General features: G+C 72.2%; 20 protein-coding genes. 15 read left to right on the top strand and 5 right to left on the bottom strand.

The annotated features are described in order from the left end of the window. Nucleotides 1-83 precede the first annotated feature (83 nt). On the top strand, nucleotides 84-365 hold the full coding sequence (locus ACIP4P_RS40470; protein WP_030282903.1) for a YggT family protein: 282 nt from the start codon (nucleotides 84-86) through the stop codon (nucleotides 363-365). Nucleotides 366-424: 59 nt separating this feature from the next. Next, complete coding sequence (locus tag ACIP4P_RS40465) at nucleotides 425-1795, top strand: DivIVA domain-containing protein (protein WP_400928054.1); 1371 nt, start codon at nucleotides 425-427, stop codon at nucleotides 1793-1795. 185 nt (nucleotides 1796-1980) lie between these two features. On the opposite strand, the gene ileS is transcribed toward ACIP4P_RS40465, so the two are convergent. Then, nucleotides 1981-5109, bottom strand: a complete 3129-nt coding sequence (gene ileS / locus ACIP4P_RS40460) for an isoleucine--tRNA ligase (protein ID WP_400928051.1) — start codon at nucleotides 5107-5109, stop codon at nucleotides 1981-1983. A gap of 644 nt (nucleotides 5110-5753) precedes the next feature. Here ileS and ACIP4P_RS40455 point away from each other — a divergent pair. The 4 genes from ACIP4P_RS40455 to ACIP4P_RS40440 all read left to right on the top strand — a co-directional run bounded on the left by ACIP4P_RS40455 (nucleotide 5754) and on the right by ACIP4P_RS40440 (nucleotide 8493). Beyond that, nucleotides 5754-6221 carry a TraR/DksA family transcriptional regulator gene (locus ACIP4P_RS40455; RefSeq protein WP_350515606.1) on the top strand — a complete coding sequence of 156 codons (468 nt, stop codon included), beginning with the start codon at nucleotides 5754-5756 and terminating at the stop codon, nucleotides 6219-6221. A 221-nt stretch (nucleotides 6222-6442) separates the two neighbouring features. Further along, nucleotides 6443-7021, top strand: coding sequence for a signal peptidase II (gene lspA / locus ACIP4P_RS40450; RefSeq protein WP_400928047.1), 579 nt, complete (start codon nucleotides 6443-6445; stop codon nucleotides 7019-7021). A 67-nt stretch (nucleotides 7022-7088) separates the two neighbouring features. After that, nucleotides 7089-8027, top strand: a complete 939-nt coding sequence (locus tag ACIP4P_RS40445) for an RluA family pseudouridine synthase (RefSeq protein ID WP_350515605.1) — start codon at nucleotides 7089-7091, stop codon at nucleotides 8025-8027. Between the two features lies 1 nt (nucleotide 8028). After that, the gene (locus tag ACIP4P_RS40440; RefSeq protein WP_350515604.1) at nucleotides 8029-8493 is read left to right on the top strand and encodes a GNAT family N-acetyltransferase; all 465 of its coding nucleotides are present in this window, start codon (nucleotides 8029-8031) and stop codon (nucleotides 8491-8493) included. Between the two features lie 71 nt (nucleotides 8494-8564). On the opposite strand, the gene ACIP4P_RS40435 is transcribed toward ACIP4P_RS40440, so the two are convergent. Beyond that, entirely contained in the window at nucleotides 8565-9584 is a 1020-nt protein-coding gene (locus tag ACIP4P_RS40435; RefSeq protein WP_400928042.1) for a mechanosensitive ion channel family protein, read from the bottom strand. A 174-nt stretch (nucleotides 9585-9758) separates the two neighbouring features. Between ACIP4P_RS40435 and ACIP4P_RS40430 the strand changes: the two genes are divergently transcribed. Both ACIP4P_RS40430 and ACIP4P_RS40425 read left to right on the top strand, forming a co-directional pair. Next, nucleotides 9759-12548 carry an alpha/beta fold hydrolase gene (locus tag ACIP4P_RS40430; RefSeq protein WP_400928039.1) on the top strand — a complete coding sequence of 930 codons (2790 nt, stop codon included), beginning with the start codon at nucleotides 9759-9761 and terminating at the stop codon, nucleotides 12546-12548. A 59-nt stretch (nucleotides 12549-12607) separates the two neighbouring features. Beyond that, nucleotides 12608-13492 (top strand): ABC transporter permease subunit, encoded by an 885-nt coding sequence (locus tag ACIP4P_RS40425; protein WP_350515601.1) that lies wholly within the window; start codon nucleotides 12608-12610, stop codon nucleotides 13490-13492. A 60-nt stretch (nucleotides 13493-13552) separates the two neighbouring features. Here ACIP4P_RS40425 and ACIP4P_RS40420 read toward each other — a convergent pair whose 3' ends face one another. Both ACIP4P_RS40420 and ACIP4P_RS40415 read right to left on the bottom strand, forming a co-directional pair. Then, on the bottom strand, nucleotides 13553-14155 hold the full coding sequence (locus tag ACIP4P_RS40420; protein WP_400928035.1) for a TetR family transcriptional regulator: 603 nt from the start codon (nucleotides 14153-14155) through the stop codon (nucleotides 13553-13555). Nucleotides 14156-14378: 223 nt separating this feature from the next. Next, the gene (locus ACIP4P_RS40415) at nucleotides 14379-15659 is read right to left on the bottom strand and encodes an MFS transporter (RefSeq protein WP_400928032.1); all 1281 of its coding nucleotides are present in this window, start codon (nucleotides 15657-15659) and stop codon (nucleotides 14379-14381) included. A 138-nt stretch (nucleotides 15660-15797) separates the two neighbouring features. On the opposite strand from ACIP4P_RS40415, the gene ACIP4P_RS40410 reads away from it, so the two are divergent. The 5 genes from ACIP4P_RS40410 to dnaE all read left to right on the top strand — a co-directional run bounded on the left by ACIP4P_RS40410 (nucleotide 15798) and on the right by dnaE (nucleotide 22388). Then, on the top strand, nucleotides 15798-16175 hold the full coding sequence (locus tag ACIP4P_RS40410; RefSeq protein WP_400928029.1) for an ArsR/SmtB family transcription factor: 378 nt from the start codon (nucleotides 15798-15800) through the stop codon (nucleotides 16173-16175). A 96-nt stretch (nucleotides 16176-16271) separates the two neighbouring features. Continuing rightward, nucleotides 16272-16850 carry a dienelactone hydrolase family protein gene (locus ACIP4P_RS40405; protein ID WP_350515599.1) on the top strand — a complete coding sequence of 193 codons (579 nt, stop codon included), beginning with the start codon at nucleotides 16272-16274 and terminating at the stop codon, nucleotides 16848-16850. A 71-nt stretch (nucleotides 16851-16921) separates the two neighbouring features. Beyond that, on the top strand, nucleotides 16922-17722 hold the full coding sequence (locus ACIP4P_RS40400; RefSeq protein WP_400928024.1) for an HAD family hydrolase: 801 nt from the start codon (nucleotides 16922-16924) through the stop codon (nucleotides 17720-17722). Between the two features lie 61 nt (nucleotides 17723-17783). Further along, nucleotides 17784-18716, top strand: coding sequence for a hypothetical protein (locus tag ACIP4P_RS40395; protein WP_400928021.1), 933 nt, complete (start codon nucleotides 17784-17786; stop codon nucleotides 18714-18716). Between the two features lie 138 nt (nucleotides 18717-18854). After that, nucleotides 18855-22388 carry a DNA polymerase III subunit alpha gene (gene dnaE / locus ACIP4P_RS40390; protein ID WP_350515596.1) on the top strand — a complete coding sequence of 1178 codons (3534 nt, stop codon included), beginning with the start codon at nucleotides 18855-18857 and terminating at the stop codon, nucleotides 22386-22388. Between the two features lie 44 nt (nucleotides 22389-22432). Here dnaE and ACIP4P_RS40385 read toward each other — a convergent pair whose 3' ends face one another. After that, nucleotides 22433-23320 (bottom strand): LysR substrate-binding domain-containing protein, encoded by an 888-nt coding sequence (locus tag ACIP4P_RS40385; RefSeq protein WP_400928018.1) that lies wholly within the window; start codon nucleotides 23318-23320, stop codon nucleotides 22433-22435. A 71-nt stretch (nucleotides 23321-23391) separates the two neighbouring features. On the opposite strand from ACIP4P_RS40385, the gene ACIP4P_RS40380 reads away from it, so the two are divergent. After that, nucleotides 23392-24369, top strand: a complete 978-nt coding sequence (locus ACIP4P_RS40380; RefSeq protein WP_400928015.1) for a dihydrodipicolinate synthase family protein — start codon at nucleotides 23392-23394, stop codon at nucleotides 24367-24369. Nucleotides 24370-24488: 119 nt separating this feature from the next. Then, nucleotides 24489-25517: an aspartate-semialdehyde dehydrogenase gene (locus ACIP4P_RS40375; RefSeq protein WP_350515593.1), complete on the top strand. Its 1029-nt coding sequence runs from the start codon at nucleotides 24489-24491 to the stop codon at nucleotides 25515-25517. Nucleotides 25518-25760: the final 243 nt, after the last annotated feature.

Raw genomic sequence — 25760 nt, 5'->3', positions numbered from 1 at the left:
CGTGTGGATCTGATCAACAGTGGTTGGCGACAGGTGACGAGCGGTAGGCCCTAGGGCCAGGGACCGGGGAGAGGGAAAACGCGATGGACATCGTGTGGGCGGTGCTCTACTACGCCCTGACCGTCTTCCTGGTGTTCCTGCTCGTACGACTGGTCATGGACTGGGTCTTCCAGTTCGCGCGTTCGTGGCGGCCGGGCAAGGCCATGGTCCTGGTCCTGGAGGCCACGTACACTGTCACGGATCCGCCGCTCAAGCTTCTTCGGCGGTTCATCCCGCCGTTGCGTTTCGGGGGCGTGGCGCTCGACCTGTCCTTCTTCGTACTGATGATCATTGTGTATGTCCTGATCTCGCTTGTGCACCCCTAGTCGTAGGTGAGCGATGCGACAGGATGCCGGTGTGCCGACGATCACGTTGAGGTGAAGAGATGCCATTGACCCCCGAGGACGTTCGGAACAAGCAGTTCACGACCGTCCGCCTGCGTGAAGGCTATGACGAGGACGAGGTCGATGCCTTCCTCGACGAGGTCGAGGCGGAGCTGACCCGCCTCCTCCGGGAGAACGAGGACCTGCGGGCCAAGCTGGCCGCCGCGACTCGCGCCGCCGCGCAGAACCAGGCCAACATGCGGAAGGAGCCGCCGCAGGACGCCCAGCGTCCGGCCGCTCCCGTCCCGGCAGCCATATCCGGCCCGCCGGTCCCCGGCCAGCAGGGCCCGGGTGGCCCGCAGCAGATGGGCCCCGGCGGTCCGCAGCAGATGGGCCCGGGCGGTCCGCAGCAGCAGCAGATGGGCAACCAGCCCCTCGGCCTGCCTTCCGGTGCGCCGCAGCTCCCGGCCGGCCAGGGTGGCCCGATGGGCCCCGGCGGTCCGCAGCAGATGGGCCAGCCCCAGATGGGCCAGCCGCAGATGGGCCAGACCATGGGCGGCCAGCAGCAGCTGGTCCAGCCGATGGGCGGTCAGATGCTCCAGCCCATGGGCGGTCCCGGTGGCCCGCAGCAGATGGGCAACCCGATGGGCCAGGGCATGGGCCAGCAGCAGCAGATGCAGCCGATGGGCGGACCCATGGGCGGCCCGCAGCAGATGGGCGGCCCGCTCGGCGCCCCGATGCAGCAGCAGCAGGGCCCCGGTGGCGACAGCGCCGCCCGCGTGCTGGCGCTCGCTCAGCAGACCGCCGACCAGGCGATCTCCGAGGCCCGCTCCGAGGCCAACAAGATCGTCGGCGAGGCGCGCAGCCGGGCCGAGGGTCTGGAGCGCGACGCCCGGGCCAAGGCCGACGCCCTGGAGCGGGACGCGCAGGAGAAGCACCGCGTCGCGATGGGCTCGCTGGAGTCCGCGCGGGCCACGCTGGAGCGCAAGGTCGAGGACCTGCGGGCGTTCGAGCGTGAGTACCGCACGCGCCTGAAGTCGTACCTGGAGACCCAGCTGCGCCAGCTGGAGTCGCAGGCGGACGACTCGCTCGCCCCGCCGCGGATCCCCGCCACCGCGTCGCTGCCGCCGGCGGCCTCGTCGATGGCTCCGGCCGGTGCCGGGTCGATGGGCTCCGCGCCCTCCTTCAGTGGGAACCAGCCGTCGTTCGGTGGGAACTCGCCGGCGTTCGGCGGGCAGAGCTCCTTCGGTGGGAACGTGCCGGCGCCGAGCTTCGGCGGGCAGGGTGCCGGTGGCAACACCGGGGCTCCGCAGATGCAGCCGGCCGGGATGACCCAGCCGATGGCGGCCGTGCGGCCGCAGCCGCCGCAGCCGATGCAGCAGGCTCCGGCGCCGATGCGGGGCTTCCTGATCGATGAGGACGGCGACAACTGAGGTTGTAGCCAGGCCTTTTGAGGGCGTCCCCTTTCCGACCTCCGGGTCGGGGAGGGGACGCCCTTTTGTGTGTGCTGTTCGGGGGGTGGAGGTGCTTCGGGCGCGCGGGCTCGGGCCCGCGCGCCCGTGCGGGTACGGCGAAGCCGCCGGCACCCCGGGTGGGGTGCCGGCGGCTTCGGGGTGGGTCAGGCCTTGCGGAGCTGGAAGGCGAGGCCGAGGGATTCGTCGGTGAAGGTCTCGGAGTTCCAGTCGGCTGCGCCGGCGGCGAAGTCGGTGGCGAGGACCTCATCGGCGACGAGGGGGCCGTGTTCGGCGATGGCCTCGGCGGTCTCCTCGGAGGTGGCGCGCCAGCGCAGGACGATGCGGTCGGCGACGTCCAGGCCGGAGTTCTTGCGGGCCTCCTGGATCTGGCGGATGGCGTCGCGGGCGATGCCGAGGCGCTTGAGCTCCGGGGTGATGGCCAGGTCGAGGGCGACGGTGGCGCCGGACTCGTTGGCGACCGCCCAGCCCTCGCGCGGGGTCTCGGTGATGATGACCTCGTCGGGGGAGAGGGTGACCGTCTCGCCGTTCAGCTCGACCGAGGTCTCGCCGTTCGCCCGCAGTTCGGCGGCCAGGCGGGCGGCGTCGGTGGCGGCGACCGCCTTGGCGACGTCCTGCACGCCCTTGCCGAAACGCTTGCCCAGCGCGCGGAAGTTGGCCTTGGCGCTGGTGTCGACGAGCGAGCCGCCGACCTCGGCGAGGGACTCCAGGGTGGAGACGTTGAGCTCCTCGGCGATCTGCGCGCGCAGGTCGGCGGGCAGTTCCTCCCAGCCCTGGGCGGCGACCAGCGCGCGGGAGAGCGGCTGGCGGGTCTTCACCCCGGACTCGGCGCGGGTGGCCCGGCCCAGTTCGACCAGGCGGCGGACCAGGGCCATGTGCCGGGAGAGGTCGGTGTCGATCAGGGTCTCGTCCGCGACCGGCCAGGTGGCGAGGTGGACGGAGGAGGGCGCGTCGGGGGCGACCGGGACGACCAGGTCCTGCCAGACCCGCTCGGTGATGAACGGGGTGAGCGGGGCCATCAGGCGGGTGACGGTCTCCAGCGCCTCGTGCAGGGTGGCGAGCGCGGCGGCGTCGCCCTGCCAGAAGCGGCGGCGGCCGCGGCGCACGTACCAGTTGGAGAGGTCGTCGACGAAGCCGGAGAGCAGCTTGCCGGCGCGCTGGGTGTCGTAGGCCTCGAAGGCCGCGTCGACCTCGCGGACCAGGGTGTTCAGCTCGGAGAGCACCCAGCGGTCCAGCTGCGGACGGTCGGCCGCGGCCGGGTCGTTCGCGGACGGCGCCCAGTTCGAGGTACGGGCGTACAGGGCCTGGAAGGCGACGGTGTTCCAGTAGGTGAGGAGGGTCTTGCGGACCACCTCCTGGATGGTGCCGTGGCCGACCCGGCGGGCCGACCAGGGCGAGCCGCCGGCCGCCATGAACCAGCGGACGGCGTCGGCGCCGTGCTGGTCCATCAGCGGGATCGGCTGCAGGATGTTGCCCAGGTGCTTGGACATCTTGCGGCCGTCCTCGGCCAGGATGTGGCCCAGGCAGACGACGTTCTCGTAGCTGCTCTTGTCGAACACCAGGGTGCCGACCGCCATCAGCGTGTAGAACCAGCCGCGGGTCTGGTCGATCGCCTCGGAGATGAACTGCGCCGGGTAGCGCTTCTCGAACAGCTCCTTGTTCTGGTACGGGTAGCCGTACTGGGCGAAGGGCATCGAGCCCGAGTCGTACCAGGCGTCGATGACCTCGGGCACGCGGGTGGCGGTGCCGCCGCAGTCGCGGCAGGCGAAGGTCACCTCGTCGATGTACGGGCGGTGCGGGTCGAGGTCGCCCTGGTCGGTGCCGGTGAGCTCGGACAGCTCGGCGAGCGAGCCGACGCAGGTGAGGTGGTTCTCCTCGCAGCGCCAGATCGGCAGCGGGGTGCCCCAGTAGCGGTTGCGGCTGAGCGCCCAGTCGATGTTGTTGTTCAGCCAGTCGCCGAAGCGGCCGTGCTTGACCGTGTCCGGGAACCAGTTGGTGGCCTCGTTCTCGCGGATCATCGCGTCCTTGACGGCGGTGGTCCGGATGTACCAGGACGGCTGCGCGTAGTAGAGCAGCGCGGTGTGGCAGCGCCAGCAGTGCGGGTAGCTGTGCTCGTACGGCAGGTGGCGGAAGAGCAGGCCGCGCTCCTTGAGGTCCGCGACCAGGGCCTCGTCGGCCTTCTTGAAGAACTGGCCGCCGACCAGCGGGACCTCGGGGGCGAAGGTGCCGTCGCCGAGCACCGGGTTGACCACCGGCAGGCCGTACTTGCGGCAGGTCGCGAGGTCGTCCGCGCCGAAGGCCGGGGACTGGTGGACGATGCCGGTGCCGTCCTCGGTGGTGACGTAGTCGGCGTTGAGGACGTAGTGGGCGTTCTCGATCTCGACCAGGTCGAAGGGGCGGCGGTAGGCCCAGCGCTCCATCTCGGCGCCGGTGAAGGACTCGCCGGTGGTCTCCCAACCCTCGCCGAGGGCCTTGCCGAGCAGCGGCTCGGCGACGACCAGCTGCTCGGTGCCGTCGGTGGCCACCACGTAGGTGACCTCCGGGTGCACGGCGGCGGCGGTGTTGGAGACCAGGGTCCACGGGGTGGTGGTCCAGACCAGCAGGGCGGCCCGGCCGGCCAGCGGGCCGCTGGTCAGCGGGAAGCGGACGAACACCGAGGGGTCGACCACGGTCTCGTAGCCCTGGGCCAGCTCGTGGTCGGACAGGCCGGTGCCGCAGCGCGGGCACCAGGGGGCGACCCGGTGGTCCTGGACCAGCAGGCCCTTGTCGAAGATCTGCTTGAGCGACCACCAGACGGACTGGACGTACGACGGGTCCATCGTCCGGTAGGCCTCGTCGAGGTCGACCCAGTACCCCATGCGGGTGGTCAGCTCGGTGAAGGCGTCGGTGTGGCGGGTCACCGACTCGCGGCACTTGGCGTTGAACTCGGCGATGCCGTACGCCTCGATGTCCTGCTTGCCGGAGAAGCCGAGCTCCTTCTCGACGGCCAGCTCGACCGGGAGACCGTGGCAGTCCCAGCCGGCCTTGCGGGCGACGTGGTAGCCCTTCATGGTCCGGAAGCGCGGGAAGACGTCCTTGAAGACGCGGGCCTCGATGTGGTGGGCGCCGGGCATGCCGTTGGCGGTCGGCGGGCCCTCGTAGAAGACCCACTCGGGGCGGCCCTCGGACTGCTCCAGGCTGCGCTGGAAGATCTTGTTGTCCTGCCAGAAGGACAGGATCTGGTGCTCCAGGGCAGGCAGATCCACCTGCGCGGGAACGGGGTTGTAGGTGCTCATCGCGGGCGTCTACCTCCGGCGGATGCTGGGACTGGATCCTCCGGAGGGACGAGACGGCCTTCGCCGACCCGCGGTACCACCCTCCTTGGCCGCGGTGCTGCGTTGCGGCCCTCTTGTTTGGGCTTGCTGCCGGGTCTAGTGGGCCGCCGCGGTTGCCCGTGGTGGCCGTTCTTCCGGCGGCTCCGGGGTGATCTTCCCGTCGTGCACACCCCCGGGCTCGCACCGTCCCCGGGTCGCTGGTGGCTGCGTACGTCGGTACTCGTCCCATCTGCGCCTTGCAGGGTCAGTGTATCGGCCGGGCCGGACGGTTTGTCCAAAGGGAATCGGGGGAGTGGGTCCTGAGGCGCTGGTCCGGGCCGGTCGGTGGGGGCGGTTAGGCGGGGGTGAGGTGGGCACATGTCTGTCAGCGCGCGGGGCGTGGCGGCTGGGGCGGCTGCCTGGGTGGGATCACTCTGGGGCGCCGGTATGTCAGGTTGTGACCGGTTTTGATCGGGATTATCGTTCCGGCACTGGAGGCCGCCGGGAACCGGCGGCTCGATTCGTTCGTAGATGGGGTCGAAGCCATGGCTGAGAAGGCAACCGGCGCGGGTACCGCCACCAAGCGGGCACGCAAGGCCGTGGCGGCCGATCCAGGGGAGGGGACCGTGACCACTACCGCACCTCAGAAGACCAGTACCGAGACCGTCGCCGTACCGCGCGGAGCCGAGTCGGTGGACCCGGCCACGCTGCCGGTCCGGCCGGGGGAGGACCCCTGGACCTCGGCGGAGGTCCACGAACTGCACGACGAGCTCCAGGACGACCTGCAGCGGCTGCGCGGCGAGATCGAGGCCGCCGAGGCCGCCATCTCCGGGCTGATGCGCGACTCCAACGACGGAGCCGGCGACGACCAGGTGGACGCCGGTACGAAGAACATCTCGCGGGAGAGCGAGCTGGCGCTCGCCAACAACGCGCGGGACAGCCTCGCCCAGACCGAGCGCGCCCTGGAGCGGCTGGAGGGCGTCGGCTTCGGCATCTGCGAGTCCTGCGGACAGGCCATCGGCAAGGCCCGGGTGCAGGCCTTCCCGCGGGCGACGCTGTGCGTGCAGTGCAAGGCGAAGCAGGAACGCCGCTGAACCGTGGCGTCGAGCCACGGTCCGACCCGGGCGACCGGGGCGAACGCGGGGGGTCGGGCTTGCCGTACGCTCGACCCCGTAACGTCGCCTGACACGTCGGTACGGACGCACTCAGGCCCCACCGGCCCACCTCGGCAGCGGAGCGGATCATCAGTACGCAAGGTTCCCCCCAGACCCGGGACGACGCCGTCCCGAACCCCGCCGATGGCGCGGAGGCGGCCGTGGTCGAATCCACCGAGTCCGAGTCCGAGGCCATGGGTGGGGCGGGCGGTGCCACCGCGGTGGAGAAGCCCAAGGGCCCGCGTCGGGTCGGCGTGCTGCTGGTCGTCGCGGTCCTCGCCTTCCTGATCGACCTCGCCAGCAAGCTGCTGGTCGTCGCCAAGCTGGAGAACCACGCGGCGATCAAGGTGATCGGCGACGTCGTCACCTTCCAGGTGATCCGCAACTCGGGCGCGGCCTTCGGCATGGGGCAGGCGCTGACCGTCGTCTTCACGATGATCGCCTCGGCCGTCATCGTGGTGATCTGGCGGATCGCCCGTCGGCTGTACAGCCTCCCGTGGGCGATCGCGCTCGGGCTGCTGCTCGGCGGCGCGCTCGGCAACCTCACCGACCGGCTGTTCCGCGCCCCGGGCGTGTTCCGCGGCCACGTCGTGGACTTCATCTCCGTCCAGCACTTCGCGGTGTTCAACCTCGCGGACTCGGCGATCGTCTGCGGCGGCATCCTCGTGGTGCTGCTCTCCTTCCGGGGGAGCAACCCGGACGGGACCGTGCACCAGCAGCCGGAGAAGGGCGCGAAGTAACGGGCCCGTCCTCCGGCGGGACCAGCGGGGGGAAGGGGCGCGGCGCCTTTCCGGCATACTCGTACGGGTGAGTACCGCAGCGCAGATCCGCAGCCTCCCCGTTCCCGACGGCCTGGAGGGCGAGCGCCTCGACGCCGCCCTCGCCCGGATGTTCGGCTTCTCCCGGACGAAGGCCGCCGAGCTGGCCGCCGAGGGCAAGGTGACGCTCGACGGCGCCGTGGCCGGCAAGTCGGACCGGGTGACCGCCGGCTCCTGGCTGGAGGTCGAGATCCCGGCCCCCGCCGCCGCGGTGCAGATCGTGGCCGAACCGGTCGAGGGCATGCGGATCGTCCACGACGACGACGACATCGTGCTGATCGACAAGCCGGTGGGCGTCGCCGCGCACCCGAGCCCCGGCTGGACCGGCCCCACCGTCATCGGCGGGCTCGCCGCGGCCGGCTACCGGATCTCCACCTCGGGCGCCGCCGAACGCCAGGGCATCGTGCACCGGCTGGACGTCGGCACCTCGGGTCTGATGGTCGTCGCCAAGTCCGAGCGGGCCTACACCGACCTCAAGCGGCAGTTCCACGACCGGATCACCGACAAGCGCTACCACACGCTGGTCCAGGGCCACCCGGACCCGCTGAGCGGCACCGTCGACGCGCCGATCGGGCGCCACCCCAGCGCGGACTGGAAGTGGGCGGTGACCCGCGACGGCAAGCCGTCGGTCACCCACTACGACCTGATCGAGGCGTACCGGGCGGCCTCGCTGATGGCCATCAAGCTGGAGACCGGCCGCACCCACCAGATCCGCGTCCACATGTCCGCGCTGCGGCACCCCTGCGTGGGCGACCTGACGTACGGCGCCGACCCGACGCTGGCCAAGCGGCTCGGGCTCACCCGGCAGTGGCTGCACGCCGTCTCGCTGGGCTTCGAGCACCCGTCGGACGGGCAGTGGGTCGAGTTCAGCAGCGAGTACCCGGCGGACCTGCAGAAGGCGCTGGACATCATCGCCTCGGAGAGCTGAGATGACGGGCTTCGCGATCCGGGTCGCCGAGGGTGAGGCGGACCTGGAGCTGGTGCGGGCGGTCCGGCGTGAGGTGTTCATCGTCGAGCAGAACGTGCCGGAGGAGCTGGAGTACGACGAGTACGACGCGACCTCGGTGCACGTGCTCGCCGTGGGCGCGGACGGGGCCGCGCTGGGGACCGGGCGGCTGATCTTCGGCGACCAGGCGGCCGGGCTGACCGGGGGCGTCGAGGGACGGGTGCTGCTCGGGCGGCTCGCGGTCCTGGCGGCGGCCCGGGGGACCGGGCTCGGGGCCGAGCTCGTCCGGGCGATCGAGGCGGCGGGGGCCGAGCGCGGGGCCGTCGAGGTCGAGCTGCACGCGCAGGTGCAGGCGCTCGGGTTCTACGAGCGGCTGGGGTACCTGGCGGAGGGGCCGGTGTACGACGATGCCGGGATCCCGCACCGGACGATGACGAGGGTGCTGTAGGACTTCGCACGCGGGTCCCCGCGTCCCTTGCGGGGCGCGGGGATCCTTCGTTCCGCGGGGAGTGGCGGGGCTCAGCCGTCGGTGGTGCGGAGGCGGGGGAGGGCGTGGGGGTGCTCGTCGCGGAGGTGGGCGATGAGCTGTTCGCGGACGTCGAAGCGGAGCCGGGCGGTGTCCTCGGGGGTGCGGGCGGTCATGGTGGCCCGGACGACGATGGTGCTGGGGGTGGTGTCGGTGACGTCGAGGGCCCACTCGGCGCCGTCCCAGAGCGGGTGCTTCTCCAGCAGGGTGTGCAGGGTGGCGCGGAGCTCGTCGACCCGGGTGGTGTGGTCGAGGTGGAGCAGGACGGCGGCCAGCAGGCCGGGGTCGCGGCGGGTCCAGTTCTCGAAGGGCTTGTTGACGAAGTACGAGACCGGGACGATCAGCCGGCGGTAGTCCCAGAGCCGGACCACCAGGTAGGAGAGGGTGATCTCCTCGACCGTGCCCTGCTGGCCGTCCACCACCACGGTGTCGCCGATCCGGACGGTGTCGCCGAAGGCGATCTGGAGTCCGGCGAAGAAGTTGCCCAGGGTGCTCTGGGCGGCGATGCCGGCCACGATGCCGATCAGGCCGGCCGAGGCGAGCAGGCTGGCGCCGACGGTGCGCATGGCGGAGAAGGTCAGCAGCATCACCGCGACGGTGACCACCACGATCGCCGCGCTGACCACCCGGCGCAGCATGCCGACCTGGGTGCGGACCCGCTGCACCCGGGCCGGGTCGTCGGCGACCGTCTCGTAGCGGCGGAGCAGCGCCTCCAGGACGGCGGCCGCGACGCGGACGGTGAGCCAGCCGAGGGAGGCGAGCAGCAACAGCAGGACCAGGTGGTGGGCGCCCTCGTCCCCGGTCAGGTGGAAGATCCGCCTGAGTGGGTCGGTGGCGAGCAACAGGGCTGACACCAGGGCGAGTTGGAGCGGGATCCGGCAGCGGCGGAGCAGGGCCCAGACCGGCGCCCCGGGGTGGTCGGCGCTGATCCGCTGGAGGACCTGGTCGACGATCCAGCCGACCGCCAGGGTGGCGGCGACGGTGGCGAGCAGGGTGATCAGCGGCCAGAGCACGGGGACCTTCTCGGGGTGGGGAGCCGGGTGAGCCGTACGATACCGGCGTTCAACGGGGCGAACCGGGCGAAATGGGGTGGTGGCTTTATCGGACACCTACCCGGACGGCGGATACGATCAGCCCCCATGGAGTTCGGTGGGGCATGGCGCCGATGGCGCGGCCGCGGTACGTCGATGCGGCGCAGGCTGGTGGCCGGGGCGGTGGCCCTGGTGGCGGTCGCCGGGGCCGGTACGGCGGCGGTGGCGTCCGGCGGTGAACAGGCGGTCCATCAAGAGGATCGTTTCCTCAGCATGCCGGAGACGCCCGGCAGCACCCAGCAGGTCCAGCTGGACACCTCGTTCTTCACCACCGGCACCGCCCCGCGACCGGCCGTCCTGCTGGCGCACGGCTTCGGCGGCTCCAAGGAGGGCGAGCGGGACCGCGCCGAGCAGCTGGCCCGGCAGGGCTACGCGGTGCTGACCTGGTCGGCCCGCGGCTTCGGGCACTCGGGCGGGAAGATCGGCCTGAACGCGCCCGACCGCGAGGTCGAGGACGTCAAGCACCTGGTGGACTGGCTGGCCCAGCGGCCCGAGGTGCAGCTCGACGCCCCCGGCGACCCCCGGGTCGGGATCACCGGGGCCTCCTACGGCGGGGCGATCGCGCTGCTGGCCTCCGCGTACGACCACCGGATCGACGCGGTGGCCACCCAGATCACCTGGTGGAACCTGGCCGACGCGCTGTTCCCGCAGGGGGTGCAGGGCTCGGGCGCGGCGGACGGCGTGTTCAAGAAGCTGTGGGCCGGGATCTTCTTCACCACCGGCTCGGCCGGGGACCTGGGGCCCTCGGGCGGTGCGCCGCGCGGCGGGACCGCGCCGGACGGAGCCGGGGCGGGCGGGGCCGGGGCGGGCGCGACCGGGTCGGCCGGGGCCGGGGCGGTCGGCTGCGGGCGGTTCCTGGACTCGCTCTGCCAGATGTACGACCGGGTCGCGACCGCCGGGCACGCCGATCCGGAGGCCGTCGCGCTGCTGGACCGGTCGAGCCCGTCCTCGGTGGCGGCGCAGCTCAAGGCGCCCACGCTGGTGGTGCAGGGGCAGCAGGACTCGCTGTTCCCGCTCGACCAGGGCGACCAGATCGCCCGGGCGGTGGCGGCCAACGGCGCGCCCGTCTCGGTGGACTGGTTCGCGGGCGGCCACGACGGCGGGACCGACACCAGTGCCCGGGTGGACGACCGGGTGACCGCCTGGTTCGACCACTACTTGAAGGGGCGCGGCAACGACACCGGGCCGCAGTTCCGGGTGACCCGGACCGGCGGAGTGGACTCGACCGGCTTCCAGGCCGTGCTGCGCGGCGCCGACGCCGACCGTTACCCGGGCCTGGGTGGGACCGGGACGCGCTCGATCGAGCTGACGGGCGGGGAGAAGCCCGTCGCCAATCCGCCCGGCGGGGCACCGCCGGGGATCTCCACACTGCCGGGCATCGGGGCGCTCAGCCAGGCCGCCTCGCTGGGGGCCGGGCTGTCACTGGACTTCCCCGGGCAGAACGCCGCCTTCGAGTCGGCGCCGTTGGACAAGTCGCTGCACCTGACCGGGCAGCCGACCGTACCCGTGCGGGTGACGGCGGACCGGCCGGACGCGGTGCTGTTCGCGAAGCTGTACGACGTCGGGCCGGACGGCAAGGCGACGCTGCCGCAGCAGCTCGCGGCCCCGCTGCGGGTGACCGGGGCGGACGCCGACGGGGGGAGGACGGTGACCGTCCGGCTGCCGGTCGTGGACCACGACTTCCCGGCCGGGCACCGGCTGCGCCTGGTGCTGGCCTCCACCGACCTGGCGTACGCCTCGCCGGTCGAACCGGCCACCTACCGGGTGGCGGTGGCGGGCGCGCTCGGCGTGCCGACCGTCGACGAGCTGGTCACCGAGGCGGCGCCGCTGCCCGCGCGGACCTGGGTGCTGCCGGTGGTCGCCGTGGTGGTGGCCGCCGGGCTGGTGCTGGTGCCGCTGGCGCGGCGGCGACGACGGGGTTCGGCACTCGGCGAGCCGTCCGGGCCGGAGTTCGATCCGGCGCTGGCCGGGGTTCCGCTGCTGATCAACGGGCTGAGCAAGCGCTACAAGGGCTCGCAGGACCGTTACGCGGTAAGGGAGTTGGGCTTCCGGGTGGAGCAGGGCCAGGTGCTCGGGCTGCTCGGGCCGAACGGCGCGGGCAAGACCACCACGCTGCGGATGCTGATGGGTCTGATCCGGCCGGACGCCGGGGAGATCCGGGTGTTCGGGCATCTGATCCGCCCCGGGGCGCCGGTGCTCTCGCGGGTCGGGGCCTTCGTCGAGGGCGCGGGCTTCCTGCCGCACCTCACCGGCCGGGCCAACCTGCGGCTGTACTGGCAGGCCACCGGACGGCCGGAGGCCGACGCGCACTTCGACGAGGCGCTCGCCATCGCCGGGCTCGGCGAGGCGCTCGACCGGGCGGTGCGGACGTACTCGCAGGGCATGCGGCAGCGGCTGGCGATCGCGCAGGCGATGCTCGGGATGCCGGACCTGCTGATCCTGGACGAACCGACCAACGGGCTGGACCCGCCGCAGATCCGCGAGATGCGCGAGGTGATGATCCGGTACGCGGCCGCCGGCCGGACCGTCATCGTGTCCAGCCACCTGCTGGCCGAGGTCGAGCAGAGCTGTACCCACCTCGTGGTGATGGACCGCGGGCGGCTGGTGACGGCCGGGCCGGTCGGCGAGATCGTCGGCGCGGGTGAGCTGCTGATGGTCGGCCTGGCGGAGCCCTGCGACCCGGAGTCGGTGGTCGAGAAGGTCGCCGCGCTGGACGGGGTCGGCTCGGCGGAGGCCGTCGAGGGCGGGCTGCTGGTCCGGCTGGACGGGCTCGCGGCGAGCGAGCTGCTGGCGGAGCTGGTGCGGCTGGGGGTGCCGGTGGAGAGCGCCGGGCCGCAGCAGCGCCTGGAGGACGCGTTCCTGTCGTTGATCGGAGGTGCGGCATGAGCGCCGGTACTACGGATCGGATCCCGCCGACGGGCGGTGGCTCGGTGAACGGTGGCTCGGTGAACGGTGCTTCGGCGGGCGGTGGTCCGGCGGGCGGTGGTCCGGTGGACCACGCCGAGGGGTACCGGGCGAGTCGGACGCTGCCGCTGCGGGTGGAGGCGATCCGGCAGCTGCGGCGGCGGCGCACGATGGTGATCGGCGGGGTGCTGGCGGCGATGCCGTTCGTCATCCTGGCGGCGTTCCAGATCGGCGGCACCCCGGGGCGTCCGGACCGGACCACCTTCATCGACCTGGCCACCGCTTCGGGGGCCAACTTCGCCGTCACCATGCTGTTCGTGGGCACCGGCTTCATGCTGGTGATCCCGGTGGCGCTGTTCTGCGGGGACACCGTGGCCTCGGAGGCCAGTTGGTCCTCGCTGCGCTACCTGCTGGCCGCGCCGGTGCCGCGGGCGCGACTGCTGGCCCGCAAGTTCCTGGTTGGGCTGGCCTTCTCGGCGGTGGCGGTGGTCATGCTGCCCGCGATCGGGCTGGTCGTGGGGACCGTGGCGTACGGCTGGGGGGACTTGAAGCTGCCCGCCGGGGCCAGCCTGCCGGCCGGGGAGGCGCTGCCCCGGATCGCGATCGCGGTGGCGTTCGTGTTCCTGAGCGAACTCGTCATCGCCGCACTGGCGTTCTGGCTGTCGACGGCGACGGACGCGCCGCTGGGGGCGGTCGGCGGGGCGGTGTTCCTGTCGATCATCACCGGGGTGCTGGACGCCGTCACGGCGCTGGGGAGTCTGCGGGAGTGGCTGCCGGCGCACTGGCAGTACGCCTGGGCGGATGCCCTGCAGCCGCAGTTGGAGTGGGGCGGCATGGTCCAGGGGGTCTCGTTGTCGCTGTCGTACGCGGTGGTGCTGTTGGCGCTGGCCTTCCGCGGGTTTGCGCGCAAGGACGTGGTGTCGTAGCGGAGTCGGAGGCGGCGGCGCCGGGTTGGGCCGGGTGGGGCTGGGTGAGGCCGGAGCCGGTCAGGGGAGGGTGGGGAGCGCGGGGGTTCCGGACAGGGCGGTGAAGAGCAGCCGCCACAGGGGCTCGCCACCGGCGGTGTGGGCGTTGTTGTCGCAGGTGGGGCGGGTGTTCAGCAGTCCGCGGACCACGATCAGCAGCAGTTCGGCGACCAGGGACGGGCTGTGGTCGGGGAAGCCGTTGTGGCGCTGGGCCCGGCGGACCAGGTCGGTCAGCGCGGTGTGCATCTCGGTGAGGACGTCGGTGGGGGGCTCCGCCAGGGCGGGACGGTCGGCGGCGAGTCGGAGCGCGGCCCGCAGTCGTACGTCCGTCCGCAGCCGGTCGGCGAAGCCCACCACCACGTCTTCGAGCACCTCGGCGGCGTCGGCTCCCGGGGTGTCGTACTGGGCGCGCAGGCACGTCCAGGTGGTCCGGGACTCGTCGATCAGGGCCCGGGCCAGCGAGCCCTTCGAGGGGAAGTGGCCGTAGAGCGCGCCCTTGGTCATGCCGATGCGGTCGGCGACCGTGTTCAGCGTGGTGCTCTCGTAGCCCTGGTCGGCGAAGATCTCGGCCGCGGCGGTCAGCACCTTCTCCCGTGTGCGGCGCGCCCGTTCCTGCTGTGCCATGCTCCTGCCCTCCGTTGTCGGTGACAGATCATGCATACCAGCGAGTTGGAATGTTGTTGCAAAGCTTTTGTCCGGAAGGGAGACGGGCTTGTCCGGGCGGGTGTCGGACGGGTCGGGAAACATACCTAAAGGAAGGAATCTTGCGAACGCATGAGCGGCTCGGTGCGGTTCCGTGCGGTTCGGTGCGGCTCGTCGGGCCCGGCCCCGGGGTCGGGCGGGTGCGTCAGGCCGGGTCCGTCACCTCGCGCCGGGTGGTGAGGACCAGCAGGCCGCCGAGGAGGGCCAGGAGCAGCAGGACGGCGCCGAAGATCGTGGCGCCGGAGGTCAGGCCGACCGCGTCGCTGAGGTAGCCGGCCGAGACGGGCAGCAGGCCGGCCGGGAGGTAACCGCCCACGTTCAGCGCCGCGTTGGCCTCGGCCAGCCGCTGCGGCGGGATGCCGGCGTTCAGCAGTGACAGGCCGCCGAGCTGGCCCATGCCCTGGCCGGCGCCGGCCAGCAGGGCCGCCAGGACCAGCACCGCCACCGCCTCGGTGCGTACGGCGGTGACCAGGGCGACCATGCTCAGCGCGGTGGTCGCCGCGCCGGCCGCCAGGATGGTGCGGCGGCGCAGTCGTTGGACGGCGAACTGCACCCCGGTCGCGGCGAGGAACATCACGAAGGCCGTCGCACCGGCGACGATCCGGTTGGTGGTGCCGAGCAGGCCGGACAGCAGGGACGGGCCGAGCGAGAGCACGAACGAGGTCGCGGTGATGCCGGGGGCGAACACCGCGATGCCGAGGGCGAGTCGGCGGCCGTTGCCGCGCGGGACGCCGGGGATCCGGATCCAGCTGCCCCGGGCGGGGGTGCCGGGGGTGCCGGGGGTGCTGGGTGTTTTGGGGGTGCCGGGCGTGCGGGTCGGTGGGACGGGCAGGGGCATCCGCAGGACGACCAGCACCGCGCTGGCGAGGAGCACGGCCTCGATCGCGAACACGGTGGTGGTCGGTGCGGGCGCCAGTTCGGAGAGCAGGCCGGCGAGCAGCGGGCCGAGCCCGGCGCCGAAGACCATCGCGCAGGAGGCGAGCAGGGCGGCGGTCCGCCTGCGCTCCGGTCCGGCGACGTCGGTGACCGCCGCCATGCCCGCCGAGACGACGGCGCCGACCGCGATGCCGGTGAACAGTCGCGCCGTGATCAGCGCGGCGACGCTGGTGGCCGTCCCGAAGATCAGGCAGGCGGCGAGGCCCAGGGCCAGGGCGGGCAGCAGGACGGGCTTGCGGCCGACCCGGTCGGAGAGCACGCCGGAGACCAGCAGCGAGCCGATCAGGCCGACGATGTAGAACGCGAACACCACGGTCAGGGTGCCCTTGGAGAAGCCGATGTCGTGTTGCCACAGGACGTACAGCGGGGTGGCGGCGTTGGAGAGCACGAAGACGGCGGTGACCGGCCAGGCGGCCAGCCAGATCCACCACAGGGGGGTGGCGGGGGCTGGTGCGGGTCGACTGGCGGTGGTCCGGGTGGTGCTGGGCATGACTGGTCCCTCCCGAGGCGTGCGGCGAGCGCCGCAGCAGTACGAGTCGAGTCGAACTTAGCATGCAGTACGATTGGAGTCGTACTGATGGTGGGAAGTTCAGTGGCCTTGGGGCCACGAGGAGTTGAGGAGTCGCCCATGCCCGCGAGCAGGACCGGTGCGCCCGCATTCACGGTGCTCCCCGAGCCGTCCGAGCTGCCCGAACCGCTGCCCGAGCCGGGCGTCGACGAGCTGCGCCTGGAGACCGTGCTGGGCGCACTCAGCGACCCGCTGCGGCTCACCATCGTCCGCAAACTCCTGCTGGAGTCCGAGGACGTCGACCACTCCTGCGGCTGGTTCGGCCTCGACCGGCCCAAGTCCTCGCTCACCCACCACTTCAAGGCGCTGCGCGAGGCGGGGATCACCAGGCAGCGCCAGTACGGGCTGGAGCGCCGCAGCCGGGTGCGGGTCGAGGACCTCGACGCCCGCTTCCCCGGGCTGCTCGACCTGGTGGCCTCCTGGAGCCCGCGGGGCTGACCCGGGCCGGTGGGGCGGGGCGGGCGAGGGGATTCGGGGCGGGGTGCGGGATCATGGGTGGGTATCCCTGATCTCGTTCCTCGAAGGACCCGTACCGTGGCCCAGATCGTCCTCTTCCACTCCGCCCACGGCCCGCGCCCGGCCGTCCAGGCGGCCGCCGACCGGCTGCGTGCCGCCGGGCACACCGTGCACACGCCGGACCTGTTCGAGGGGCGCACCTTCGACGACACCGAGTCCGCGCAGGCCTACCAGGAGGAGATCGGCGGCGCCGACGAGCTGCTGCGCCGTGCGGTGACCGTCTCCGCTCCGCTCTCCGAGGGCGGACTGGTGTACGCCGGGTTCGCGCTCGGCGGCGCGATCGCCCAGAACCTGGCGCTGGCGGACGAGAAGGCGCGCGGGCTGCTGCTCCTGCACGGCACCTCCGACCTGCGCGAGGACGCGGCCACCTCGATCCCGGTGCAGCTGCACATGGCCGACCCGGACCCGTACGAGCCGGAGGACTGGCTGAACGCCTGGTACCTGCGGATGCGGCGGGCGGGCGCGGAGGTCGAGGTGCACCGCTACCAGGGCGCCGGGCACCTGTTCACCGACCCGGAGCTGGACGACTACGACGCGGACGCCGCCGAGCAGGCCTGGGCGGCGGCGCTGGACTTCCTTGCGGACCTGGACGCCTGACGGAAGTCGGTGACAGGCCCCGGGGCGTACGGCCGTGCGGATGCGATCGGTCGGATGGATATCATCCGGGAATGGCTGAACTTCGCGCTCGCACAGTGGTCTTCGACATAGACGGCACGCTCTGCTTCGACGGGCGGACGATCGACGGACGCGTCCTGGCGGCGATCGGGGAGTGCGAGCGGGCCGGGTTCCGGCTGGTCTTCGCGTCCGCCCGGCCGGTGCGTGACCTGCTGCCGGTGCTGGACGGGGCGTTCCCCGGGGCGGTGCTGATCGGCGGGAACGGCAGCCTGGTGTCGGTGGACGGGCGGGTGCGGGCCCGGGCCGCGTTCGGAGTCGCCGGGTTCGGGGCGCTGATGGAGGCGGTCGGGCGGCACGGTGCGAGCTACCTCGCGGACGGGCCCTGGGACTACGCGTACACCGGGCCGGCGGACCACCCGATCCGCGGCCGGGTGGACCAGGGCGGCCTGGCGCGCCGGGTGGCGCTGGCGGAGCTGCCCGAGGTGGTCAAGTTCCTGGTCGTCGGGGGTGCGGATCCGGCGGGGTTGGCCGAGGTCGGCCGGGGGCTCGGGCTGACCGTCAACCACCACCTGGACGAGGCGATCGTCGACTTCGCGCCGGGGGCGACCAACAAGTGGGAGGCGCTGCGCTCGCTGGGGATCGAGGAGTACGTCGCCTTCGGCAACGACGTCAACGACCTCGACCTGCTGCGGAACGCGGAGTGGTCGGTGCGGGTCGGCGGGCACCCGGCGCTGGACGGCGTCGCCCGGGTGACGGTCGCGGCCGAGCCCGCGGCGGTGGCGGCGGAGATCGGCCGGGTGGCGGAGGCCGGTCCGGCGGACGTTCCGGCGGACGTTTCGGCGGACGTGCGCTGAGGCGGCAGGGGCGGGCCGGGGCCGGCGACCCGGGGGCGGTGCGGTGCGGCACGATGGGGCCGTGGCAGAGCGGAGATACGAGTACGCGCCGGCGGGGACGCTGCCGGGGCTGTTGCAGCGCGGGCGGGGGCTGGGGGCGCTGATGGCGGCGGAGGACCCCGCCGCAGCGGCCGAGCTGGTGTACGGGTGCGTCCGGTGGGAGTGGCGCTGGGACCGGGAGGCCGATGCGCGGGACCTGTACCTGGCCCGGCTGGTCCGGGACCTGGAGCTGCCGCTCGGGCCGCTGGTCGAGCTGCTGGCCGTGGGCCGGGAGGCCGGTGGCCGGGCGGCCCGGGTGCTGGAGCTGCTGGCGCTCGGCGGTTCGGTCGAGGCCCGGGAGGCGCTGCGGGCGTACGTCCGGGAGGGCGAGCACTGGGAAGAGGTGCTGGTCTCGCTGGTCGAGGCCTGGCCGGGGGAGTGGTGGGAGGACCTGGAGGAGGTCGCCCGGGAGCGGATGCCCGAGGGGCCGGTTGCCGACGGGCCGGTGGCGGAGTCGGTGTGCGACCCGGGTGCGGAGCAGGCTGGGGACGTCCCGGGCCTGCTCGCCGGGTTGGAGCGGGACTGGGTGGACGGCCGGTGGTGCGGGCCGGTGGTCGGGGCCCGCGCGCTGGCCCGGTACGGTCCGGGGGCGGCCGGGGCGGTCTCGCTGCTGCGCCGGTTCTGGCTGTACACCCCGCACTCGTCCGAGCGGGCCGGGTACCTGGCGGCGCTGTCGGCGCTGGGGTCGGCGGGCACGGCGGAGGCCTTCACCGAGTCGCTCTGGGACTGCGAGGCGGACGCCCGGCTGCTGGGCGCGGAGCACGCCCCGGACACGCCTCGGGTCCGGGCCCGGCTGGCGTACCTGCTGGACGATCCGATCGAGTTGCCGAGGGTCAAGAACGCCGCCGAGGAGCGACTCGCCGGGCTGGGCTGGGAGGGGTTCGAGCGCGTGGGGGCGGCGTTCGAAGAGGGCTAGAGTGGACGCGTGAGCGCGTGAGTGATGGTCCGGACCCCGAGAGGTGTTCCGGGCCACCTTCGTTTCCCGGCCTTCTGCCCGGTGATCCGCGCGTTCGCCGGCCCGCCCGTCAGCACCAGAGCCTCCGGAGGCCCCGCCTTGAGCGACCAGCCGTTCGCGCATCTCCACGTCCACACCGAGTACTCGATGCTGGACGGTGCCGCCCGGCTGAAGCAGATGTTCAAGGAGGTCGAGCGGCTGGGGCAGACCCACGTCGCGATGACCGACCACGGGAACATGTACGGCGCCGCCGAGTTCCACCGGCAGGCGACCGACGCCGGGATCACCCCGGTGATCGGCATCGAGGCGTACGTCGCCCCCGAGTCCCGCTCCAACACCAAGCGCATCCTGTGGGGCCAGCCGCACCAGAAGCGGGACGACGTCTCGGCGTCCGGCGCGTACACCCACAAGACCATCTGGGCCCGGAACAAGGAGGGCCTGCACAACCTCTTCAAGCTGACCTCGCGCTCGTACTCCGAGGGCTGGCTGGTGAAGTGGCCCCGGATGGACAAGGAGCTGATCTCCGACCTGTCCGGCGGCCTGATGGCCACCACCGGCTGCCCGTCCGGCGAGGTGCAGACCCGGCTGCGGCTGGGCCAGTTCGACGAGGCGCTGAAGTCCGCCGCCGACTACCAGGAGATCTTCGGCAAGGAGAACTACTTCCTGGAGCTGATGGACCACGGCCTCGACATCGAGAAGCGGGTCCGCGACGGGCTGCTGGAGATCAGCCGGAAGCTGAACATCCCGCCGGTGGTCACCAACGACTCGCACTACACCACCGAGGCCGACGCCGGCGCCCACGACCTGCTGCTCTGCGTGCAGACCGGCAAGAACCTCTCGGACCCGGACCGCTTCCGCTTCGACGGCACCGGCTACTACATCAAGTCCGCCGCCGAGATGTACGCCCTGGACTCCTCGGACGCCTGGCAGGAGGGCTGCCGCAACAGCCAGCTGCTGGTCGCCTCCCGGGTCGACACCGAGGGCATGTTCAAGTTCAAGAACCTGATGCCGCGCTTCCCGATCCCGGAGGGCTTCGAGTCCGAGGCGGACTTCTTCAAGTCCAAGGTCTGGGAGGGGATGGACTGGCGCTTCCCGGGCGGGTACGACGAGGAGCACAAGAAGCTCGCCGAGTACGAGATGGACACCATCATCCAGATGGGGTTCCCGGCGTACTTCCTCGTGGTCGCCGACTTCATCATGTGGGCCAAGAGCCAGGGCATCGCGGTGGGCCCGGGCCGTGGTTCGGCGGCCGGCTCGCTGGTCGCGTACGCGATGGGCATCACCGACCTCGACCCCATCCCGCACGGCCTGATCTTCGAGCGCTTCCTCAACCCCGAGCGCATCTCGATGCCCGATGTCGACATCGACTTCGACGAGCGCCGGCGCGGTGACGTGATCCGGTACGTGACCGAGAAGTGGGGATCCGACAAGGTCGCCATGATCGTCACGTACGGCACCATCAAGGCGAAGGCCGCCATCAAGGACTCCTCGCGCGTCCTCGGCTACCCGTACGCGATGGGCGACCGGATCACCAAGGCGATGCCGCCGGACGTGATGGGCAAGGGCATCCCGCTGTCCGGCATCACCGACAGCAGCCACCCGCGCTACGGCGAGGCCGGCGAGATCCGCGGGCTGTACGAGAACGACCCGGACGTGCGGAAGGTCATCGACACCGCACGCGGCATCGAGGGCCTGATCCGCCAGCCCGGCGTGCACGCGGCCGGCGTCATCATGTCCGCCGAGCCGCTGACCGACCACATCCCGGTCTGGACCCGGCACACCGACGGCGTCACCATCACGCAGTTCGACTACCCGACTTGTGAAGGCCTCGGCCTCCTCAAGATGGACTTCCTCGGCCTGCGCAACCTGACGATCATGGACGACGCCGTCAAGGCGATCGAGAAGAACAAGGGCGAGAAGATCGAGCTGCTCAAGCTGCCGCTCGACGACAAGCCCACCTACGAGCTGCTGGCGCGCGGTGACACGCTCGGCGTCTTCCAGCTCGACGGCGGGCCGATGCGCTCGCTGCTGCGCCTGATGAAGCCCGACAACTTCGAGGACATCTCCGCCGTCCTGGCGCTGTACCGACCGGGCCCGATGGGCGTCAACTCCCACACCAACTACGCGCTGCGCAAGAACGGCCAGCAGGAGATCACCCCGATCCACCCGGAGCTGGAGCAGCCCCTGGAGGAGGTGCTGCGGCCCACCTACGGCCTGATCGTCTACCAGGAGCAGGTGCAGAAGGCCGCGCAGATCCTGGCCGGCTACTCGCTCGGCCAGGCCGACCTGCTGCGCCGCGCGATGGGCAAGAAGAAGAAGGAGATCCTGGAGGCGGAGTTCGTCCCCTTCCAGAAGGGCTGCCGCGACCGCGGCTACTCCGACGCGGCCATCCAGGCGGTGTGGGACGTCCTGGTGCCGTTCTCCGGCTACGCGTTCAACAAGGCGCACACCGCCGGGTACGGGCTGGTCTCGTACTGGACGGCGTACCTCAAGGCCAACTACCCGGCCGAGTACATGTCCGGGCTGCTGACCTCGGTGAAGGACGACAAGGACAAGTCCGCCGTCTACCTCAACGAGTGCCGCAAGATGGGCATCCAGGTGCTGCCGCCGGACGTCAACGAGTCGGACTCGGACTTCACGCCGCACGGCAGCGAGACCGTCCGGTTCGGCCTGACCGCCATCCGCAACGTCGGCGGGCCGGTGGTCGAGTCGATGATCCGCACCCGGAAGGCGAAGGGGAAGTTCACCTCCTTCCCGGACTTCCTGGAGAAGGTGGAGTCGGTGGTCTGCAACAAGCGGACCGTCGAATCGCTGATCAAGGCCGGGTCGTTCGACTCGCTCGGGCACACCCGCAAGGGCCTCAGCGCCCAGTTCGAGCCGATGATCGACAACGTCGTCGGGGTGAAGCGCAAGGAGGCCGAGGGGCAGTTCGACCTCTTCGGCGGCGACACCACCTCGGACGAGCCGAGCTTCGGGCTGGACGTGGTGTTCTCCGAGGAGGAGTGGGAGAAGTCCTTCCTGCTCACCCAGGAGCGGGAGATGCTCGGCCTGTACGTCTCCTCGCACCCGCTGCACGGCATCGAGCACGTGCTCGCCGACAAGGCGGACTGCGCGGTGGCGGACCTCGCGGAGCGGCCGGACGGGACGATCGTCACCATCGGCGGCATCATCTCGGGCCTCCAGCGGAAGATGACCAAGCAGGGCAACGCCTGGGCGATCGCGACCGTGGAGGACCTGGCGGGGTCGATCGACTGCATGTTCTTCCCGGCCAGCTACCAGCTGGTCTCCTCCCAACTGGTCGAGGACGCCGTGGTGTTCGTGCGCGGCAAGCTGGACAAGCGGGAGGACGTGCCGCGGCTGATGGGCATGGAGCTGTCCATCCCGGACCTCTCCAACGCCCACGCCGAGGCGCCGATCACCATCAACATCCCGAGCGGGAAGGTCACGCCTCCGCTGATCGCCCGGCTCGGGGAGGTGCTCACCCACCACAAGGGGACCACCGAGGTGCGGGTGCGGCTGGAGGGGCGGACCAGGACGACGGTGCTGCGGTTGGACCGGCACCGGGTGAAGTCGGATCCGGCGCTGTTCGGGGACCTCAAGCAGCTGCTCGGGCCGAGCTGTCTGGCCGGTTAGCCGGTCGGGCGGTCGGCTGGCCGGTTGGGCGGGCGGTCGGCCGGTCAGCTGCCGCTGCCCAGGCCTGGGGGGACGGCGGTGTGCAGCGCCGAGACGAAGGCCGAGATGGCCGGATGGGAGCCCGCGCCGGCCCGGAAGGCGGCGCGGGTGCGGCGGTACATCGGCAGCCGGGTGAGGACCACGCCGGGCGGGGACCCGGCGGTGCCCAGGTGGGGGACCAGGGCCACCCCCTGGCCCGCGGCGACCAGCGCGAGCACCGTGGTGAAGTCGTCGATCTGGTGCCGGATCCGGGGGGCGAAGCCCGCCGCCTCGCAGGCGCGGACGGCCATGGTGTGGCAGAGGGTGCCGGGCGGGGACATGATCCAGGGCGCGGCGCGCTGCTCGGCGACCGTGCCCGGGGTGCGGGCGGCCAGGTACATCGGCTCGGTGAAGACCGGACGGGTGACCGCGAGGCCCGGTTCCGGGTCGGCCGGGACGAGGTCGTACTCGTGCACCAGCGCCACGTCCAGCTCGCCCGCGCGCAGCGCCGCGCCGACGGCGGCCGGGTCCACCTCGGTGACCATCGGCTCCAGTCCGGGGTGCCAGGCGGCCAGGCCGGCGAGCACCGCGGGGATGATCGCGCGGGCCGCCGAGGGGTAGGTGCCGATCCGCAGCGGACCGGCCAATCCCTGCTTGGCGTGGGCGAGTTCGGCGCCGGCCTGCTCCAGCTGGGCGAGCACGGACTCGGCGTGGCGGACCAGGTTGCGGCCGGCCGGGGTGAGGGTGACCCGCCGCCCGGTGCGCTCCAGCAGCGGGACGCCGGCCTCCTTCTCCAGGACGGACAGCTGCTGGGACACCGCGGACGGGCTGAAGGACAGTGCCTCGGCGACGGCCGCGATGGTGCCGAGGTGGGCGAGTTCGCGCAGCAGGCGAAGGCGTCGGACGTCGAGCATCGGCTCAGCTTACGAGAAGCGTCGGAAATGTGAACTGGACCTGGGTGATCACGGGCCGCAGGATCATCGGTATGGCACTCAGGAACACGGCCCCCGGCGACATGGCCCCCGGTAACACGGCCCCCAGGAACACGGACCCCCGCAACACGGCTCCCGGGAACATGGAACTCAAGGGCATCTACGTCCCGCTGATCACCCCGTTCGACGCCGACGGTTCGGTCGCGCTCGGCGCGCTGGAGAAGCTCTCGCTGGAGGTCCTGGACGACGGGGCGGCCGGCCTGGTGGCGCTCGGCACCACCGGCGAGCCCGCCGCGCTGACCGCCGAGGAGCGGGACGCGGTGGTGGACGTCGCCGCGGCCGTCTGCGCCGAGCGCGGCGCCCAGCTGATCGTCGGCGCCTCCGGCGGCGACACCCGGGCCGTCGGCGAGGCGCTGGCCGCGCTCGGCGCGCGGGTGCCGCAGGCGGCGGCGCTGGTCACCACGCCCGCCTTCGTCCGCGCCGGCGAGGCCGGGACGATCGCGCACTTCCGGGCGCTGGCCGCGGCCAGCCCGCTGCCGCTGATCGTCTACCACATCCCGTACCGGACCGGGCAGCAGCTCTCCACCGCCGCGCTGCTCGAACTCGCCGCGATCGACGGCGTGGTGGGCGTCAAGTACGCGACCGGCGGGCTGGACCAGTCGGGCGTCGAGCTCCTCGCCGCCGCCCCCGCGGACTTCGCGGTGCTGACCGGGGAGGACGCCTTCCTGGCGCCTATGCTGGCGATCGGCGCGGCCGGCGGCATCCTGGCCTCCGCGCACCTGGCGACCGGCCGCTTCGTCGAGCTGTGCGAGGCCTGGCAGGCCGGGGACGTCGAGCGGGCCCGGGTGCTCGGGCACCGGCTGACGGGCCTGGCGCTGTCCGCGTTCACCGCACCGAACCCGACGGTGACCAAGGGCGTGCTGCACGCCCAAGGCCGGATTCCGACCCCGGATGTGCGGTTGCCGCTGCTTCCGGCCGGGGAGGCTGAGGTCGCGGCGGCTCTGGCCCTCGCGAGTGGTCTGGACCAGTAAGTACTCTCACACCGTTGGCCCCCCTCTCAGCCCGTGGAATGGAAGGCCGTTCGATGCCTGTGACAAGGCATGATGGGCAGAGTGCGGCTGTAGACAGCACCATTCAGAGGAGTAGTCGGATGAAGATCGGTATCGTCGGCGCCACCGGCCAGGTCGGCGGCGTGGTCCGCGAGATCCTGGCGGAGCGCAACTTCCCGGTCGAGCAGCTGCGGCTGTTCGCCTCGGCCCGTTCGGCCGGGCGCACGCTGCCCTGGCAGGGCACCGAGGTCACCGTCGAGGACGCGGCCACGGCCGACTACACCGGCCTGGACATCGTGATCTTCTCGGCCGGCGGCTCCACCTCCAAGGCCCTGGCCCCCAAGGTCGCCGCGGCCGGCGCCGTCGTCATCGACAACTCCTCCGCCTGGCGCCGTGACCCCGAGGTCCCGCTGGTCGTCTCCGAGGTCAACCCGGAGGCCATCGCCGACCGCCCCAAGGGCATCATCGCCAACCCCAACTGCACCACCATGGCGGCCATGCCCGTGCTGCGCCCGCTGCACGGCGAGGCGGGGCTCGCCGCCCTGGTCGTCTCCACCTACCAGGCCGTCTCCGGCAGCGGCGTGGCCGGCGTGGCCGAGCTGGCCGACCAGGCCGCCAAGGTCGTCGACGGCGCCGCCGGGCTGGCCCACGACGGCGGCGCCGTCGAGTTCCCCGAGCCCAAGGTCTACCGGCGCCCGATCGCCTTCAACGTGGTGCCGCTGGCCGGCTCCATCGTCGAGGACGGCTCCAACGAGACCGACGAGGAGCAGAAGCTCCGCCACGAGAGCCGCAAGATCCTCGGCATCCCCGAGCTCAAGGTGTCCGGCACCTGCGTGCGCGTCCCGGTCTTCTCCGGCCACTCGCTCCAGATCAACGCCCGCTTCGAGCGCCCGATCAGCCCCGAGCGGGCCGTCGAGCTGCTCACCGGCGCCCCCGGCGTCGAGCTGTCCGAGATCCCCACCCCGCTCCAGGCCGCCGGTCGGGACCCCAGCTACGTGGGCCGCATCCGGGCCGACGAGACCGTGGAGAACGGCCTGTCGCTGTTCGTCTCCAACGACAACCTGCGCAAGGGCGCCGCGCTCAACGCCGTCCAGCTGGCCGAGCTGGTCGCCGCCGAGCTCAAGGGCTGACACCGCAGGTCGGAGCGCCGGCCGTCACCCCGGCGTAGCGTCACGTGACGTTTGGCGGGCCCCGTCGTTGAACGGGGCCCGCCTTCGTGTTTCTTTGCGACTCATTGGGGCGGCTGTTGCGGGACCGGGACATCCGCCGAGGTTCGGGCCGCGAACCAGGGGGAAAAGGTGACCCAACGATCGGGCGGTCACGGGGGCCCCTCACCCCGCACGTTCGGCCGACGGGCGACCGCCCACCCACAC

The sequence above is a fragment of the Kitasatospora sp. NPDC089509 genome (genome assembly GCF_044749365.1).
Lineage (GTDB): Bacteria > Actinomycetota > Actinomycetes > Streptomycetales > Streptomycetaceae > Kitasatospora.
The sequence above is the reverse complement of the archived record's forward strand: the minus strand, read 5'-3'. Positions and strand labels throughout refer to the sequence as shown.

What these genes read in the sequence shown, in the direction of transcription:
- ACIP4P_RS40470 (WP_030282903.1), top strand. Translation starts at nt 84, where the DNA reads ATGGACATCGTGTGGGCGGTGCTCTACTACGCCCTGACCGTCTTCCTG.
- ACIP4P_RS40465 (WP_400928054.1), top strand. Translation starts at nt 425, where the DNA reads ATGCCATTGACCCCCGAGGACGTTCGGAACAAGCAGTTCACGACCGTC.
- ileS (WP_400928051.1), bottom strand. Translation starts at nt 5,109, where the DNA reads ATGAGCACCTACAACCCCGTTCCCGCGCAGGTGGATCTGCCTGCCCTG.
- ACIP4P_RS40440 (WP_350515604.1), top strand. Translation starts at nt 8,029, where the DNA reads ATGACGGGCTTCGCGATCCGGGTCGCCGAGGGTGAGGCGGACCTGGAG.
- ACIP4P_RS40430 (WP_400928039.1), top strand. Translation starts at nt 9,759, where the DNA reads ATGCGGCGCAGGCTGGTGGCCGGGGCGGTGGCCCTGGTGGCGGTCGCC.
- ACIP4P_RS40420 (WP_400928035.1), bottom strand. Translation starts at nt 14,155, where the DNA reads ATGGCACAGCAGGAACGGGCGCGCCGCACACGGGAGAAGGTGCTGACC.
- ACIP4P_RS40415 (WP_400928032.1), bottom strand. Translation starts at nt 15,659, where the DNA reads ATGCCCAGCACCACCCGGACCACCGCCAGTCGACCCGCACCAGCCCCC.
- ACIP4P_RS40410 (WP_400928029.1), top strand. Translation starts at nt 15,798, where the DNA reads ATGCCCGCGAGCAGGACCGGTGCGCCCGCATTCACGGTGCTCCCCGAG.
- ACIP4P_RS40400 (WP_400928024.1), top strand. Translation starts at nt 16,922, where the DNA reads ATGGCTGAACTTCGCGCTCGCACAGTGGTCTTCGACATAGACGGCACG.
- ACIP4P_RS40385 (WP_400928018.1), bottom strand. Translation starts at nt 23,320, where the DNA reads ATGCTCGACGTCCGACGCCTTCGCCTGCTGCGCGAACTCGCCCACCTC.
- ACIP4P_RS40380 (WP_400928015.1), top strand. Translation starts at nt 23,392, where the DNA reads ATGGCACTCAGGAACACGGCCCCCGGCGACATGGCCCCCGGTAACACG.
- ACIP4P_RS40375 (WP_350515593.1), top strand. Translation starts at nt 24,489, where the DNA reads ATGAAGATCGGTATCGTCGGCGCCACCGGCCAGGTCGGCGGCGTGGTC.